The organism is Limnohabitans sp. T6-20 (assembly GCF_003063505.1).
GTDB lineage: Bacteria > Pseudomonadota > Gammaproteobacteria > Burkholderiales > Burkholderiaceae_C > Limnohabitans_A.
The window spans coordinates 418,843-433,416 of sequence record NZ_NERW01000003.1 but is presented as its reverse complement, the minus strand read 5'-3'; the positions used below and the strand labels follow the sequence as shown (position 1 = coordinate 433,416).

18 protein-coding genes are annotated in these 14,574 nt (G+C 56.3%); 16 read left to right on the top strand and 2 right to left on the bottom strand.

Annotation, left to right across the window (positions count from 1 at the left end):
- Window positions 1-67: 67 nt before the first annotated feature.
- The 9 genes from B9Z33_RS12750 (at window position 68) to B9Z33_RS12710 (ending at window position 7,675) form a co-directional block, all read left to right on the top strand.
- Window positions 68-565, top strand: a complete 498-nt coding sequence (locus tag B9Z33_RS12750; protein WP_233252828.1) for a MarR family winged helix-turn-helix transcriptional regulator — start codon at window positions 68-70, stop codon at window positions 563-565.
- Between the two features lie 103 nt (window positions 566-668).
- On the top strand, window positions 669-1,361 hold the full coding sequence (locus tag B9Z33_RS12745) for a TetR/AcrR family transcriptional regulator (RefSeq protein WP_108287401.1): 693 nt from the start codon (window positions 669-671) through the stop codon (window positions 1,359-1,361).
- Window positions 1,362-1,459: 98 nt separating this feature from the next.
- Complete coding sequence (locus B9Z33_RS12740; RefSeq protein WP_199220349.1) at window positions 1,460-1,996, top strand: TRAP transporter small permease; 537 nt, start codon at window positions 1,460-1,462, stop codon at window positions 1,994-1,996.
- 17 nt (window positions 1,997-2,013) lie between these two features.
- The gene (locus tag B9Z33_RS12735; RefSeq protein WP_108287400.1) at window positions 2,014-3,291 is read left to right on the top strand and encodes a TRAP transporter large permease subunit; all 1,278 of its coding nucleotides are present in this window, start codon (window positions 2,014-2,016) and stop codon (window positions 3,289-3,291) included.
- Window positions 3,292-3,384: 93 nt separating this feature from the next.
- On the top strand, window positions 3,385-4,416 hold the full coding sequence (locus B9Z33_RS12730) for a TRAP transporter substrate-binding protein (RefSeq protein WP_108287399.1): 1,032 nt from the start codon (window positions 3,385-3,387) through the stop codon (window positions 4,414-4,416).
- A 65-nt stretch (window positions 4,417-4,481) separates the two neighbouring features.
- Window positions 4,482-4,922 carry a type II 3-dehydroquinate dehydratase gene (aroQ, locus tag B9Z33_RS12725; RefSeq protein WP_108287398.1) on the top strand — a complete coding sequence of 147 codons (441 nt, stop codon included), beginning with the start codon at window positions 4,482-4,484 and terminating at the stop codon, window positions 4,920-4,922.
- Window positions 4,923-4,946: 24 nt separating this feature from the next.
- A complete protein-coding gene (locus B9Z33_RS12720; protein WP_108287397.1) occupies window positions 4,947-5,780 on the top strand; it encodes a shikimate dehydrogenase in 834 nt (277 codons plus the stop codon).
- Between the two features lie 43 nt (window positions 5,781-5,823).
- Complete coding sequence (locus B9Z33_RS12715; RefSeq protein WP_108287396.1) at window positions 5,824-6,699, top strand: 4-hydroxyphenylpyruvate dioxygenase; 876 nt, start codon at window positions 5,824-5,826, stop codon at window positions 6,697-6,699.
- 94 nt (window positions 6,700-6,793) lie between these two features.
- Window positions 6,794-7,675, top strand: coding sequence for a sugar phosphate isomerase/epimerase (locus B9Z33_RS12710; protein ID WP_108287395.1), 882 nt, complete (start codon window positions 6,794-6,796; stop codon window positions 7,673-7,675).
- A gap of 33 nt (window positions 7,676-7,708) precedes the next feature.
- Here B9Z33_RS12710 and B9Z33_RS12705 read toward each other — a convergent pair whose 3' ends face one another.
- Together B9Z33_RS12705 and B9Z33_RS12700 are read right to left on the bottom strand one after the other, a co-directional pair.
- Window positions 7,709-8,752, bottom strand: a complete 1,044-nt coding sequence (locus tag B9Z33_RS12705) for a TadG family pilus assembly protein (RefSeq protein ID WP_158270217.1) — start codon at window positions 8,750-8,752, stop codon at window positions 7,709-7,711.
- A complete protein-coding gene (locus B9Z33_RS12700) occupies window positions 8,752-9,210 on the bottom strand; it encodes a TadE/TadG family type IV pilus assembly protein (protein WP_233252827.1) in 459 nt (152 codons plus the stop codon). The genes B9Z33_RS12705 and B9Z33_RS12700 overlap by 1 nt, the downstream gene beginning before the upstream one ends.
- Before the next feature lie 328 nt (window positions 9,211-9,538).
- Here B9Z33_RS12700 and B9Z33_RS12695 point away from each other — a divergent pair, with 328 nt between their 5' ends.
- From B9Z33_RS12695 to B9Z33_RS12665, 7 genes are all read left to right on the top strand, one after another.
- The gene (locus B9Z33_RS12695) at window positions 9,539-9,721 is read left to right on the top strand and encodes a Flp family type IVb pilin (protein WP_108287392.1); all 183 of its coding nucleotides are present in this window, start codon (window positions 9,539-9,541) and stop codon (window positions 9,719-9,721) included.
- 224 nt (window positions 9,722-9,945) lie between these two features.
- The gene (locus tag B9Z33_RS12690) at window positions 9,946-10,122 is read left to right on the top strand and encodes a Flp family type IVb pilin (RefSeq protein WP_108287391.1); all 177 of its coding nucleotides are present in this window, start codon (window positions 9,946-9,948) and stop codon (window positions 10,120-10,122) included.
- Window positions 10,123-10,151: 29 nt separating this feature from the next.
- Window positions 10,152-10,685: a prepilin peptidase gene (locus tag B9Z33_RS12685; RefSeq protein WP_108287390.1), complete on the top strand. Its 534-nt coding sequence runs from the start codon at window positions 10,152-10,154 to the stop codon at window positions 10,683-10,685.
- A gap of 36 nt (window positions 10,686-10,721) precedes the next feature.
- Entirely contained in the window at window positions 10,722-11,582 is an 861-nt protein-coding gene (gene cpaB, locus B9Z33_RS12680; protein ID WP_108287872.1) for a Flp pilus assembly protein CpaB, read from the top strand.
- 28 nt (window positions 11,583-11,610) lie between these two features.
- Window positions 11,611-13,044, top strand: coding sequence for a type II and III secretion system protein family protein (locus B9Z33_RS12675; protein ID WP_108287871.1), 1,434 nt, complete (start codon window positions 11,611-11,613; stop codon window positions 13,042-13,044).
- A 16-nt stretch (window positions 13,045-13,060) separates the two neighbouring features.
- Window positions 13,061-13,369: a hypothetical protein gene (locus tag B9Z33_RS12670; protein WP_146183869.1), complete on the top strand. Its 309-nt coding sequence runs from the start codon at window positions 13,061-13,063 to the stop codon at window positions 13,367-13,369.
- 12 nt (window positions 13,370-13,381) lie between these two features.
- A complete protein-coding gene (locus tag B9Z33_RS12665) occupies window positions 13,382-14,569 on the top strand; it encodes an AAA family ATPase (RefSeq protein ID WP_108287388.1) in 1,188 nt (395 codons plus the stop codon).
- Window positions 14,570-14,574 lie beyond the last annotated feature (5 nt).

Sequence of the window (14,574 nt, the reverse complement as noted above, 5' to 3'; positions counted from 1 at the left end):
GTATTCTAGGGTTTCCCCATATTTCGTTTCAAGTCTTTTTCGTGTTCAATAACCTATCGTTTACCCTATGTCGCAAACAAGAGACGCACGCATGGAACTGGCCAACCGGATTTTCTTCAAGCTCTACCAATGTGCCAACATGTTGCATAAAACCGGCAGCAGGGCGGTGCAGGATGAAGGGCTGACCACCCAGCAGTGGGCCGTGCTGGGGGCCTTGTCTCGCCCCGAAGCTGCGCAGGGCATGGGCGTGGGTGAGTTGGCGCGCTACCTCATGGTCAGTCGCCAGAACCTCTCTGGCTTGATCACCCGCATGACGCGTGATGGGCACATCGAGATGAGCACAGACGGGCGTGATCGCCGCTCGCGTCTGGTGGTGATGACCGAGACAGGCCGGCATGTCTGGCTGGACCAGGCCCAGCCCAAGATCAAGGCTTATTACGAACTGGTCTTGCAGGATTTCTCGATGGGCGACATGGCCCACACCCTGCATTACTTCTTGAAGCTCTTGGACAACATGGAAAAAATTGACCGTGTTGCCCCTGAGGAAGAGTCGTCTGAAGCGTGAGTGCTGGGGCGTTTTGTATCGGCAGACTGTGAACTTTGCCGCAGCGGCCCTATCAGGGCTTGTCCTGATAAGAACATGAGTGCGCGCCGCCTATACTTACAAAATGAACCAACTGGTACATTCTGCAAAGCTCAAGCCAACCGAGGTGCCCACTGCCCGTGAGACAGGGCGCACCAACGACCCGGCCCGCACCATGGCCGAGATCCTGGCGGTGGCCACGCACGAATTCGCTGACAAGGGTTTGACCGGCGCTCGCATTGACGAGATTGCAGCGGCCACGCGCACCAGCAAGCGCATGATCTATTACTACTTCGGCAGCAAGGATGGTTTGTATCTGGCCGTGCTCGAAGAGGCCTACCGGCGCATGCGAGCCATCGAGTCCGATCTGCATCTGGATGATTTGCCGCCGATCGATGCTTTGAAAAGGCTGGTGGAGTTCACTTACGACCACCACCGGGACAATGAAGACTTCATCCGGCTGGTGATGAGCGAGAACATCCAGCGTGGCGACTACCTGCGCCAAAGCGCCAACATCCAGCAGCTGAACTCCAACGCCATTCGGTCCGTGCAGGCGGTGTACGACCGTGGTGTGGCGCAGGGCGTTTTCAGGCAAGGGCTGGACCCGGTGGACATCCACTCGGCCATTTCAGCGTTCACCTTTTTCAACGTGTCCAACCGCCACACCTTCGGGGTGATTTTTCAGGGCCGTGCCAGCACCGACAAGGCCGACACACTCAAGCGTGAGCATGTGGTGGAATTGATTTTGAGATTTGTAAGCCATTCAATTTCGGCATAGCAGGTAGCTGTTTATGGAATTTTGGCGTAAGGGTAATTACTAGCCGTGAAAAACTAACTGGTTCGTACATTATTGCTAACCCATTTCAGGAGATACAAGTGGTCAAGAAATTCATTGATGGCTATTGCTGGTTGCTCAACTGGCTGATCGCCATGAGCCTGGCCGTGATGGTGGTGCTGGTGTTCGGCAACGTGGTGATGCGTTACGCCTTCAATTCAGGCATCACTTTGTCTGAAGAGCTATCACGTTGGTTGTTCATTTGGTTGACCTTCATGGGCGCGATCATTGCGCTCAAGGAGCATGGTCACCTGGGCACCGACATGCTGATTGGCAAATTGGGCCCTGTCGGCAAAAAAGTTTGTTTGGGTTTGTCGCATTTGTTGATGTTGTTCACTTGCTGGTTGCTTTTCAGCGGCGCATATGACCAAGCCATGATCAACTGGGACACCACCAGCGCCGTGATGGAAGTGTCCATGGCCTGGATTTACATGCCCGGTGTGGTGTTTGCCGTGTTGGGTGGCTTGATCATCTTGAACGAGTTTGTGCGTCTTTTGACGGGGCAAATCCGCGATGAGGATTTGGTCATGATTCAAGAATCTGAAGAGTCGCCCCATGGCGCCACTGACAAAGCCTGAGCGCCTAGGAGAGAAAAATGACGATTGTTGTATTTTTATGTTCCCTGCTCGGTGCGATGGCGTTGGGCATTCCGATTGCGTTTTCCCTGTTGTTGTGCGGTGTCGCGTTGATGTGGCATCTGAACATGTTCGACGCGCAGATATTGGCGCAGAACCTGATTGAGGGTTCCAACAGCTTCCCTTTGCTGGCGGTGCCTTTTTTCATGCTGGCCGGTGAAATCATGAATGCGGGCGGCCTGTCGCGCCGTATTGTGAATTTCGCTATGGCCTGTGTGGGCCACATCAAAGGCGGGCTGGGTTATGTGACCATCATGGCCGCCGTGATCATGGCGGCATTGTCTGGTTCGGCTGTGGCCGATGCGGCTGCACTGGCATCGTTGCTGTTGCCCATGATGGTGGCAGCGGGTCATGACAAAGCACGTTCAGCGGGTTTGATTGCCTCTGCGGGCATCATTGCACCGGTGATTCCACCCAGCATTGGCTTTGTGATCTTTGGCGTGGCGGGCAACGTGTCCATTTCCAAATTGTTCATGGCGGGTATCGTGCCGGGCATATTGCTCGGGGCATCGCTGTGGATCACCTGGTGGTGGCTCGCCCGAAGCGAAGTGGTGCAAGTGCCACCTCGCAAGTCGGCCGGTGAAATCGCAAAGGCTTTGCAGGAGGCGACCTGGGCGCTGGTGTTGCCTGTGATCGTGGTGTTTGGTCTGAAGTTTGGTGTGTTCACGCCCACCGAGGCGGCCGTGGTCGCCGCCACCTACGCTTTGATCATCTCGACTTTCGTCTACCGCGAATTGAGCTTTAAAACACTGGTGCCTTTGTTCATGACCGCGGCCAAGACCAGTGCCGTGGTGATGTTTCTGGTGGCAGCTGCCATGGTGTCGGCATGGTTGATCACGGTGGCCAACTTGCCCGGTGAGTTGGTAGCGCTTTTGCAGCCCATGCTGGACAGCCCTAAATTGCTGATGCTGGCCATTATGGTCATCACCATGGTGGTGGGCACAGCGCTGGACATGACACCGACCATTTTGCTGCTGACCCCCGTGTTGATGCCTGTGATCAAGGCGGCTGGTATTGACCCGGTTTATTTTGGTGTGCTGTTTATCATCAACAATGCGATTGGCCTGATCACGCCGCCTGTGGGTACAGTGCTCAACGCTGTGGCCGGTGTGGGTAAAGTGAGCATGGACGAGGTCACCCGGGGCGTGATGCCCTTCATGGTGGCCCAGTTCATCATCATGTTTGCCATGGTGGCTTTCCCGGAACTGGTGATGGTGCCTGCGCGCTGGTTCTATTGATTCCTGGCTTTGTCGTCTGACCGGGTACGCCAGACGACAAACTTCGTGATGGTTGCGTACGTCCGACCCCATTTATTTTTCTGGAGACATTTCATGAAACGTGTATTTATCAAGTCCGTGATCGCAACGCTGGCCCTGGCAGCCATGGGTCTGACATCGGCTCAAGACAAGACCATCAAGTTCGCCAACCAGAACTCGGCGGGGCACCCCATCGTGTTGGGCATGGAAAAGTTCAAGGAAATCGTTGAGAAGAATTCCGGCGGCAAGATCAAGGTGAATGTGTTCCCTGGTGGCACTTTGGGCAGCGACCAAGCCAACGTGTCCGCCATTCAGGGCGGTACATTGGAGATGGCATCCATGAACTCCGGCATCTTTGCGGCGCAGGTCAAGGAATTTGCGATTTTCGACTTCCCCTTCATGTTCGCCTCTGGCAAAGAAGCCGATGCGGCTGTGGATGGAGCCTTCGGCAAGAAACTGCACGCCAAATTGGAAGACAAGGGCATCATCGGTCTGGCTTATTACGAGCTGGGTTTCCGCAACATCACCAACAGCAAGCGCGCCATCAACAAGGTGGAAGACCTGGAAGGCCTGAAGCTGCGCGTGATCCCCAACCCGATCAACGTGGACTGGGTCAAGGCTTTGGGTGCCAACCCCACACCCCTGCCATTTCCTGAGCTGTACGCTGCTCTGGAGCAAAAAGCCGTGGACGGCCAGGAAAACCCAGTGGCCACCATCAACAGCGCCAAGCTTTACGAAGTGCAAAAGCACTTGGCTCTGACAGGTCACCAGTACAACCCCCAGTCGGTCATCATCAGCAAGAAGTTCTGGGACAAGCTCTCGGCTGCTGAGAAAAAAATTGTGGGCGATGCAGCCATCGAATCGGCCAAATTCCAGCGTGAGAAAGCACGCGCTCTGGAAGCCAGCATTCTGGACAACCTGAAGAAGAACGGCATGCAAGTGTCCCAGTTGCCAGAGGCTGAAATGGCCAAGCTGCGCGACAAAATGCGCCCTGTGACCGCCAAGTACGGCGTGACTGTGGGCCAGGACCTGGTCAAGGAACTGCAAGCTGAAATCGACAAAGTGCGCACTGCGGCTGCCACACCAGTCAAGAAGTCGGGCAAGTAATTTCCCGGTCTGAGGCTTCGCCGTGTGTGCGGCGGAGCCTTGTTTGTTTAACGAAAGGATTTGTCATGAAAGTCTTGATGCTGCACGGCGTGAACCACAACATGTTTGGCAAACGCGACCCCAAGCAATACGGCACCATCACCCTTGATGAGATCAATGCTAGCCTGCACAAGCTGGGCAAAGAGTTGGGTGCTGAAGTCGAGTGCTATCAGACCAACCACGAAGGTGACATGTGCGAGCGCATCCACCAAGCTTATTTCGACAAAGTCGATGCCGTGCTGATCAATGCTGGTGCCTGGACCCATTACAGCTACGCCATTCGCGATGCATTGGCGGTGCTCACTTGTCCCATCGTGGAGTTGCACATGTCCAATATCCACGCGCGTGAAGCATTCCGTCATCACTCGGTGTTTGCCGAGATCGTCAAAGGTCAGATTTGTGGCTTCGGCGCTGACAGCTATTTGCTGGCGCTGCGTGCTGGCGTGTCGGCCGCTCAAGCGGTTTGACCTGAGTTTTTTGAATCTCCACCCATGATCAACGGCAACACCGAAATCATCGCCCACATCGGCTACCCCACGCACACCTTCAAGTCGCCGATGATCTACAACCCGTACTTCGAAGAAGCGGGCATCAATGCGGTGGTGGTACCCATGGGTTGCAAAAGCGAAAATTACCCCACTTTTTTGAAGTCGGTGTTCACGCTGGAGAACATCCGGGGCGCCCTGATCACCATGCCGCACAAGGTCACCACTGTGGGCTTGCTCGATGAAGTCACAGCCACCGTGCGCGTGGCTGGGGCCTGCAACGCCGTCAAACGCTTGGCCGATGGTCGCTTGGTGGGCGACATGTTTGACGGTGCCGGTTTTGTGCGTGGCGTGCAGCGCAAGGGGTTCGATCTCACGGGCAAACGCGTGCTGGTGGTGGGCACAGGGGGCGTGGGCTGTGCCATTGCAGCGTCACTGGCAGGCGCAGGCATTGCGGCCATCAGCCTGTTCGATGTGAACACGGTGGGCTGCGAAGCCTTGGCCAAACGCCTGAAAGACAACTACCCGCAGATCGATGTGCGCACAGGCTCCAACGACCCCGCAGCGCATGATCTGGTGGTCAACGCCACCCCCATGGGCATGAACGAAGGCGATCCGTTGCCCATGGACGTGTCTCGCCTGTCGCCCGGCACCTTTGTGGGCGAAGTGGTGATGAAGGCCGAAACTACGGCATTTTTGGCTGCCGCTCAAGCACGCGGCTGCCGCACGCAGGTGGGCACGGACATGCTCTACGAGCAAATTCCCGCTTATCTGGAATATTTCGGCCTGCCGACAACCACCGCCGATGTGCTGCGCCGTGTGGCCAAACTGAGCTACTGAACCTTTGTCACTTGGCGATTGAATGCCTGACTGGAGCCCTGAGATGACCCTGAACAAAGTGCACCGCGAAGCCGTCCCTGAAATGCCCAACCGTTTGGGCATTGCGGGCATTGAATTCATCGAATACGCCACCAGCCGCCCTCAGGCTTTGGGCCAGGTGCTCGAAAACATGGGCTTTCGTCCGGTGGCCCGCCACCGTTCGCGTGAAGTGACGCTGTATCGCCAGGGCACGATGAACCTGGTGGTCAATGCCAACCCCGACGACGCCCGTGTCAGCGGCACGGTGGATGGCCAGCCGGTGATCTCGGCCGTGGCGTTTCGCGTGCAGGATGCGCTCAAGGCGCACAACCGTTGCATGGAGCTGGGGGCCTGGAGCGTGGGCAGCCATGCGCAGGCGATGGAGCTGCACATCCCCGCCATCCATGGTCCGGGCGGCAGCCGTTTTTACTTTGTCGACCGCTGGCAAGAATTTTCGATCTACGACATCGATTTCAAGCCCATCCCGACTGTCGACCCCAACCCCCCTGCGCTGGCGGGCATGAGCTATTTCGGCGTGGTGCAGTACATCGGTGCTGCTCGCAGTGCCGACTGGCAAACCTATTACGAACACATGTTCGATTTCACATCCATCCCCGATGAGGAACGCTTTGGCATCTTGCCCAAGGGCAAGCTGATGAAGAGCCCTTGTGGCAGCTTCTTGTGGCAACTGGTGGAGCCCGAGCCCTGGATGGATGCCGACGACAGCCCAGAATGCTTGCAACGCATGGGCTTTGGCGTGCCCGATGTGGGACAAGCGGTGGCTGCCCTCAAGGCCCGAGGCGTTGAGTTTGTCGAATCGACCCGGCTGCACCCCGAAGACCGTGGCGCCCTGACCCGCGCTGCGCTGGGTTCGGTGGCTTTTGAACTCGTTCACAAGTGAAAAATATGAAGCCCCCACGTTCATCACTTCGTGTATTCACTGCCCCCCAAGGGGGCTTCGCCCTCCCTTGGGGCGGCCCTGCGGGAGATCTGCGATGAACTTGCTCGACGGCTATGGCATGGACACCATCACCATGGCGGGCACGCTGGAGGCCAAGCTGGCCGCCATGAAGGGTGCTGGCTTTTCTCAGGTGATGCTGATGGCGCGTGATCTGGTCACGCACCCGGGCGGCGTGACCGCTGCGGTGGAGGCTGTGCGCCAAAGCGGCATGCGGCCCACCGGCTTTCAGGTGCTGCGCGATTTTGAGGGCTTGTCGGGCCACCTGCACAGCTACAAGCTCGACATCGCCAAATCGATGCTCGAGATGTGTGCGGCCACCGGCAGCAAGGTCTTGCTGGCCTGCTCGTCCACCTCGCGCCACGCCACCCAAGACCTGGACCAAATTGCGGCCGACCTGAAAAAACTCGCCATGCTGGCGGTGCCGCTGGGCATCAAGGTGGCTTATGAAGCGCTGTCCTGGGGCCGCACCGTCAACGAAATCACCACCAGCTGGGATGTGGTGTGTCGCGCCGATTGTCCTAACCTCGGTATCGGCATCGACTCCTTCCACATCTTCGCGGCCAAGACCTCGTTGGACGCCATCGAAGAGCTGGACCCTTCCAAAATCTTTCTGGTGCAACTGTCTGACTTCATGTGGCAGGAAACCCCCACCTTTGAAGAGCGCATGACCACCGCCCGCACTTTCCGCGTGTTCCCGGGCGAGGGCGTGCACAGCGAGCAACTGGCCGATCTGGTGCTGCGCCTGGACCGCATCGGTTACCAGGGCGATTACAGCTTTGAGGTGTTCAATGACGACTACCAGCAGCTGCCTCTTGAGACCGTGGCCGAGCGCGCCCGCAAGAGCGCGACCTGGCTGCACCAGGATGTGCTGCACAAATCGGCCCCACTGCCCGCGTGGACACGTCAACGCAGTTGACGGCTGCCCGGCTCACACAGGCAGACGGCTTGCTTATCGGAACAAACTGGGCGGAGAGATCGCGCCAAAGTTGGGACCGATACCGCCAGAAGGTGGCTGCGGGCACTGCGTGCTCAGCTGAATGGTGATGGTTTTGTCCTTTTTGGACGCGTCAACAATGCGCGCGCAGGCAAAACTTGTGATGGGCTGTTCTGAATGGCCCGCAATGTTGCTCACCATGGGCAAAGTCACGTACTCGCAGGTCTTGTCGTTGGCGGCGCTGCAGTTGTCTACCGTGTCGTACAAGGTGGTTTTGGAGCCGGGCTCTATCCAGATTTTTTGACCGATGCTCAATGCAACAGGATTTCGCTCTTTAACCAATTTTCTGAAGGTCGTGACGTCGTTATTACCGGTCAACAGAGAGGACCACTGAAAAGTTTGGCAAGGATCTTTCGGCTTGTCATCGTAAGCCTCCAGCACCAGTTCAAAAGGCTTGCCCTTTGAATCCAGTGTGGGCCCTGGCGGTGTGGCCTTGTTGTTCCAGTAGGTGTCGTAAATGCATTGGCTCGCCACCAAAGGAAACAAGCCGCCCGGCTCGATGGTGCCAGGGCTGGTCATGCCAGCAACTGCCGTGACGGTCACGGGGGTGGACACAATATTCCAAAGACGCGCAAAAAAAGTGGGCACTTCACCATCGTTTTGCCCATTGCCTTTAATCAATGTGACCTGCACCGCTGGGACATCGTTGGCGGTTGGCGTCATCGGCAGCATCTGCAAGAGGGCATTGACTTGTGTGGGGTTCCAGTAGCCCGATTGCACCGTACCCGTGGAAAGTTTTTTGCTATCGGCCGCATTGAGGGCAATGGCATCGAATGCCACCCTTTCAGCGACAGACCATTGCGGCGTGGCTGAGGCGCTGCTGCGCAGCTGCTTAGCCCCGGCCAGTGCGGCGGCATCGGCATCGTTTTGAAGTTCATTGCGAACGACCTGCACATAGGCCACGTCGATCACCAAGGCCGCAATGCCCAATAAGACGGGAATCATCAAGGCCACCAGCAAGGTGACTGCGCCGTGTTCAGAGTTCGTGTGTGTTTTCATCATTCCCTCACCATGACTGTGGTGGATGTCAAAACCAGAGGCGAACCCATGGCGCTCAAAAGATTGCCCAAAGCCAAACCCCTGAAGGTGTAGCTCACGCGCACCGCCAGATGCCCGGGGTTGGTTTGAACGGGGAAGTCTACGGTGACAGGACTGGCTGCGCCCAGACCCAGCAAGGCGTTGCCCGTGTAGGTGGTCACGCGCGTGGTGATCTCGGTGGCGCTGACTGCGGGCACGCGCAGCACAATGCCAGCACGCGCCCCTTCACGGCTGGCGTTGGTGATCACGGCTTTGTCGAAAAGCGCCATGCCGAATTCGATGATGCCCGAGACGATCAACAGCAGCAAAGGCAAGAGCAAACCGAATTCAACAGTGGCTGTGCCTCTTTGGCCGTGGCAGGTCATCTTGCATTGGACGGATGGTGGGTGGTTTCCTGAATGCACAGGTACATCAACCATGGTATGAGTCATTGGTGAAATCCTTCGGATCAATGTCGGGTCGCATGCGACCGGATGGTTGGCATGCCCGATTCCAACCATAGGAGATGAGCTGTTCAGGAACCGTTGGACAGCGCACCAAGTCAAGAAGATTGATTTTGAATAAATCATTCAGGTTGGTGGTCCGTCACACCGACCGCCACATCTCAAGTTCATACATTGAAGAGCACACAGCGTTTGCAAACGTTTGTGTGGGCAAAGCCCCCCGTTTGGTTTTTTCACCTTTCAAACGGTGCGTTCGGCAGGCGGGATCAGGGGTTATTTTTTTCATTTAACAGGAGTTTTTGTCATGAAGCATGTCATCCGTGAATTGAAACATTTCACCCTTGATGAGAGTGGTGCCACCGCCATTGAATATGGATTGCTCGCTGCCTTGGTGGCCTTGGGGATCACTGTGGGTGCAACCGCATTGGGCACTGAGTTGGGATTGTTCTTTGGCCGCATCGCGACCCGACTCTCCACCGCTGCCTGAGCGGTCGAACGCGTTTGTTTGCCGTCTATTCGTCTATGTCGGTTGGTGTGTACGAGGGCTAACAGACGAACCGATGACCGACTCTTAAAGTCAGTTCACGGTGATCAAAAAAACCTCACCGTTGCAAAGCTGTTGCGAGTCAGCTCCCGATGCCAGCGCAAGGCTGTTCGTGAGCAAATCCATGCAGCTTGAAGTTCATCCATCTTTATCTGGAGTCCGTGATCATGAAAAATCAAATTCAAAAATTCATCAACGACGAATCGGGTGCCACTGCCATTGAATATGGCCTGCTGGCCGCCTTGGTCGCCTTGGGCATTGCGGCAGGCGCCACAGCGCTGGGCACGCAATTGGGTGCTTTGTTCACCCGAATCTCGGTACGACTGGCTGCAGCCGTATTTTGATTCGCATTGCCAGAACCCAGAAACCGACCATGTTGATCCTGCCCCTAGAGCTTGTCAGTGTTTTGGCTTTGAGCGTGCTGCTGTCGTTGGCCATTTGGCACGATTGGCGCATGCGAAAAATACCCAACACCTTGGTGCTCTGGGGCGGGCTCACGGCTTTGTGCCTGTCGCTCACCCCTCGGGGCATCGGGATTGAGGCCGCATTGCTCGGTGGCATGACCGGTTTTCTGGTGTTCTTGCTTTTGTATCTGTTCAAGATGGTCGGTGCCGGCGACGTCAAATTGATCGCCGCCGTCGGCCTGTTCGTTGGATGGCCTGACATGGCCAATGTCTGCGTGGCGATCTTGCTCGCAGGGGGCTTGCTGGCCATTGGCTGGGGCCTCTGGGCATCGAACATGGCCACAGTTTTAAAAAATTTGCGTGCCGGATTGATGCAGCACATCGGGGCGGGGCAATGGCCATCCATTGGTCAACCCTTGATCCACCAAGTGACATCCGAGCGTGTTCCTTATGCCTTGGCCGTTGGGCTGGGCACGGTTGCGTATTACGTCGTGACACCGTGAGTCTGGCGTCACAGGATTTGGAATAGGAAATACATGATGAACAAACGTCCGGTTTTGATCATTGCTGTGGCGGCCGCTGTGTCGCTGGCCACAGTGTCGATGGCGGCCATCTGGTTGAAGCAAAGAGATGAAGGCAGCACCATCAAGGTGGTGGTGGCCACCCGGGATCTTCAAATCGGCACCCGCCTGCAGCCATCCATGCTGGAGACCGTCAGTTGGCCCACTTCTGCACCCATCCAATCCCCCTTGCACTCAAGCGAACAGGCGTATGACCGCGTGATCAACATGCCCATCTTGCGGGGGGAGCCGATTCTGGACACCAAATTGGCGGCGCTGGGGCAGCAGGGGGGGCTGTCTTCGGTGTTGAAAGAAGGCAAACGTGCGGTCACGGTGAAAGTCAACGAGATCGTCGGTGTGGCCGGATTCGCCTTGCCGGGAAATTTTGTGGATGTCATGGCCAACATCCCCGACAAAGACAACAACCCGGTTTCCAAAATCGTGCTGGAAAGGATTCAGGTGCTGGCGGTGGCACAAGATGTGGCCAGCACCGAAAACAAACCGCGTGTGGTGAGTGCTGTCACCCTCGAGGCCACACCACAGGAGGCTGAAATCATCGATTTGGCCCGAAGTGTTGGTGCCTTGTCGCTGGTCCTGAGAAGTCAGGTGGACGTGGCCAGCGTGGACACACCAGGTTCGCGCAAGGCAGATTTATTGCAAAGGTCCAGTCAACTGAATTCACTGTCAACGAACGCGGCTATGGTGGTGGCGCAAAACGACGCTCAGCGCCCCGCCGGTTCGCGACCGATCAGGCGCGTGAGCCAGAGTCTGCCGCCCAAACAGACAGAGAAATTGGAAGTTATTCGCGGGATGACCAAGTCCCAAGAGCCGACCGAATAAATCACTTTTGCACATGGATCACATCAGCATGAAAAAAACAATCCAAACCTTGACAGCCCATGGACTGTTCATCGCATTGAGCTTCTCCTTTCCCTTGTTGGCCGCCGAAAAAGAATTACCAGCGCCTAAAAAAACAACGAAACCCGTTGCCGCTGTCTCTGCTGAAAATTCTCTGGCGTCTCAGGGGCCGGTAGAACTGTTGCCGGGCGTCGAGTTGAGCAATGGCAAGTCCACGCTGCTGAAGCTTTTCGAGCCAGCACTGCGTATCTCGATTGGTAACCCGGATGTGGCTGACGTCACACTGATCAATGCCAAAGAGGTGTATGTGCTGGGCAAAAAAAACGGCGTGACCAATTTGATCGTTTGGTCTGCCAGCGGAAAAACCACGCTGCGCGATGTTTCTGTGGGGCTGGACACCGCGATGCTGCAGTCCAGATTAGAGAAATGGGTGCCCACCAAGGAACCCCTGATGGTCGATGTGATGGCAGACACGGTGGTGCTGCGTGGTCGCGTGCCCGATGCCACCAAAGTGCACCGCATTGTGAGTTTGGCAGAGGCTTATACAGGTGGTAAAAAAGTCATCAACATGCTGCGGGTTGAAGGCTCGCAGCAAGTCATGCTGGAAGTTAAGGTGGCCGAAGTTTCGCGAACCCTGCTCGATGAGCTGGGTGTGGACATCAACCTCACCCGCACAGCCGGCAGTACGTCTGTGTCTTTGTTGTCTCAATTTTTGTCCAATGGCGCAACGGCATTGACCACCGCCCGTGCCAATGGCATGACCACCATCACACTGACGGCTGAAATGAAGAAAGGCCTGGTCAAAATTCTGGCCGAGCCCACCATCACGGCCATCAGTGGCCAAGAAGGCTCGTTTCTGGCCGGTGGAAAAATATTCATACCGGTTCCCCAAGGCGGCTCCAGCAACAGCATCACCCTGGAAGAAAAAGAGTTTGGGGTGGGCTTGAGCTTTACACCGACAGTTCTGGAGGACGGGCTGATCAATCTGAAAGTGACACCTGAAGTCTCAGAACTGTCGCAGTTGGGTGCCACGGTCAAAGCCCTCAATGGGCAAGTCAGTGTCTTGCCTTCCATCACCACCCGAAGGGCTTCCACCACCGTTCAACTCCGCGATGGCGAGAGTTTTGCCATTGGCGGTCTGATCAAGAGCAATGTCACCGAGGCGATTCGGGCCTTGCCGTTGTTGGGCGAGCTGCCTGTCTTGGGGGCCTTGTTTCGCAGCAATGCGTTCCAAACCGAAAAGTCTGAATTGCTTTTTGTGGTGACCCCCCGGTTAGCCAAAACATCCGACGTAGCCCTGGCATTGCCCATAGACAATTTCAAGCCGCCGACCCGTGCCGAATTCATGGTGGAGGGGTTGATGGAAAAACCCCCTTCGACACCCACAGAAACACCATCGGATAGCCAAGCCGAAGCGGCACCCTCCGTGACCCCCAAACCTTGACGCCAGGAGTATTGAAATGTCCCAAATGAACACACGCAAGGTCCCACACTGGGGTGCATGGTTGCTGGTGATTTTGTCGGCAACGGGTTGTGCCAACACGCCTTATGCAGATGCACCGCAATGGGGTCAATCGGTGCGCCATGCCGTGAAGGCGCAAACCATGAACCCGGACGCGGGGCAGAAAAATTTGCCCCCACCGGGCGCTGATGGTGCGGTCATGAAGTCGGCCGTTGACCGTTACCAAAGTTCCTTTGACAAACCACCGGCACCCGTGAATGTGATGAACATTGGCTTGGGTGGCGTGGCTGGGTCGGTTGGCCGTTGAAAGGGCAAAGCCATGAACACTTATTTGATCGCATCGGATGCCACCACGCTGGAGCTGTTGCGCAGCACGGTTCAATCGCAGAGTCTGACCGTGAAGTCGGCGCTGGTGCGCGCTGAAGGACAGCTCTTGATGCCACTGCTCCAAAATTTGGAGGTTGGAATTTTGGTGGTGTGCAGTGGCCAGGCGCAAAAGACAGAAGATCTGGATGCGCTGGAATCCATGACTTGGGCCAATCCAAAAATCAGTGTGATCCTGATCAGCGACAGCGACACCAAAGAGGATCTGGTGCGCGCCATGCGATCGGGGGTTCGTGAGGTGGTGGCTTCACCGCCTGCACAAAATGATTTGATCGCGGCCTTGAGCCGTGTCGTGGCACACCACGAAAAAATCCGAACGTCCGAAGATGGGTATGTGGGATCCGGAAAAATCGTGGCCTTCATTTCATGCAAAGGCGGCAGTGGCTCCACTTTTTTGGCGGCCAACACGGCGCATTTGATCGCAGACACCTTCAACCGAAGGTGTGTCTTGGTGGATTTGGATTTGCAGTATGGCGATGCGTCGTATTACATGAGCCAGGACGGGGTGAAGAACAACATCAGTGACCTGACACAGCAAATTGACCGCCTGGATGCGCAACTGTTGAACAGCTGCATGCACAGCATCAGTCCACGACTCAATTTGTTGGCGGCCCCGGATGAAGCGGGCGTCGCTTTGGCCATCACGGCGAATCAACTGGAGCAGGTCTTGACCTTGGCCAAGCGCATGCACGAGTTCGTGTTGCTGGATCTGGACAGCACCATCGATGCGCTCACGCTCAAAGCGCTGGACATGGCGGATGTCGTGTATGTGGCGATGGAGTGCAATTTGCCTGTGGTGCGCAACGCCAAACGGCTGGTCAAGCTGTTCCGTTCCCTGGGTTATGGCGATGACAAGCTGCGCTTGCTGGTCAATAAATACCAAGAGGATGGTCTGCTGGATGTCAAGAGCATTGAGCAAGCCGTGGGAATCAAAGTTCACCACACCATTCCCAATCAGTTCGCTGCCGTGAACGAAGCGTTCAATCTGGGCAAGCCGCTTGAGTTGCTGCACCCACAGAACGGCGTGCTCACAGCCTTGCGTGACATCACGGCTTCGCTCTTGCATACCCCTTTGCCCAAAGCCCGTGGTTGGATGGATCGTTGGATGCGCAAAGCCGCCTGATCGCT

Bases quoted from the DNA above. Each gene is read 5' to 3' on its own strand.
- B9Z33_RS12710 (WP_108287395.1), top strand. From the start codon at position 6,794: ATGAACTTGCTCGACGGCTATGGCATGGACACCATCACCATGGCGGGC.
- B9Z33_RS12700 (WP_233252827.1), bottom strand. From the start codon at position 9,210: ATGGTTGATGTACCTGTGCATTCAGGAAACCACCCACCATCCGTCCAA.
- cpaB (WP_108287872.1), top strand. From the start codon at position 10,722: ATGAACAAACGTCCGGTTTTGATCATTGCTGTGGCGGCCGCTGTGTCG.
- B9Z33_RS12690 (WP_108287391.1), top strand. From the start codon at position 9,946: ATGAAAAATCAAATTCAAAAATTCATCAACGACGAATCGGGTGCCACT.
- B9Z33_RS12735 (WP_108287400.1), top strand. From the start codon at position 2,014: ATGACGATTGTTGTATTTTTATGTTCCCTGCTCGGTGCGATGGCGTTG.
- aroQ (WP_108287398.1), top strand. From the start codon at position 4,482: ATGAAAGTCTTGATGCTGCACGGCGTGAACCACAACATGTTTGGCAAA.
- B9Z33_RS12685 (WP_108287390.1), top strand. From the start codon at position 10,152: ATGTTGATCCTGCCCCTAGAGCTTGTCAGTGTTTTGGCTTTGAGCGTG.
- B9Z33_RS12720 (WP_108287397.1), top strand. From the start codon at position 4,947: ATGATCAACGGCAACACCGAAATCATCGCCCACATCGGCTACCCCACG.
- B9Z33_RS12670 (WP_146183869.1), top strand. From the start codon at position 13,061: ATGTCCCAAATGAACACACGCAAGGTCCCACACTGGGGTGCATGGTTG.
- B9Z33_RS12715 (WP_108287396.1), top strand. From the start codon at position 5,824: ATGACCCTGAACAAAGTGCACCGCGAAGCCGTCCCTGAAATGCCCAAC.
- B9Z33_RS12750 (WP_233252828.1), top strand. From the start codon at position 68: ATGTCGCAAACAAGAGACGCACGCATGGAACTGGCCAACCGGATTTTC.
- B9Z33_RS12745 (WP_108287401.1), top strand. From the start codon at position 669: ATGAACCAACTGGTACATTCTGCAAAGCTCAAGCCAACCGAGGTGCCC.
- B9Z33_RS12675 (WP_108287871.1), top strand. From the start codon at position 11,611: ATGAAAAAAACAATCCAAACCTTGACAGCCCATGGACTGTTCATCGCA.
- B9Z33_RS12705 (WP_158270217.1), bottom strand. From the start codon at position 8,752: ATGAAAACACACACGAACTCTGAACACGGCGCAGTCACCTTGCTGGTG.
- B9Z33_RS12665 (WP_108287388.1), top strand. From the start codon at position 13,382: ATGAACACTTATTTGATCGCATCGGATGCCACCACGCTGGAGCTGTTG.
- B9Z33_RS12695 (WP_108287392.1), top strand. From the start codon at position 9,539: ATGAAGCATGTCATCCGTGAATTGAAACATTTCACCCTTGATGAGAGT.
- B9Z33_RS12730 (WP_108287399.1), top strand. From the start codon at position 3,385: ATGAAACGTGTATTTATCAAGTCCGTGATCGCAACGCTGGCCCTGGCA.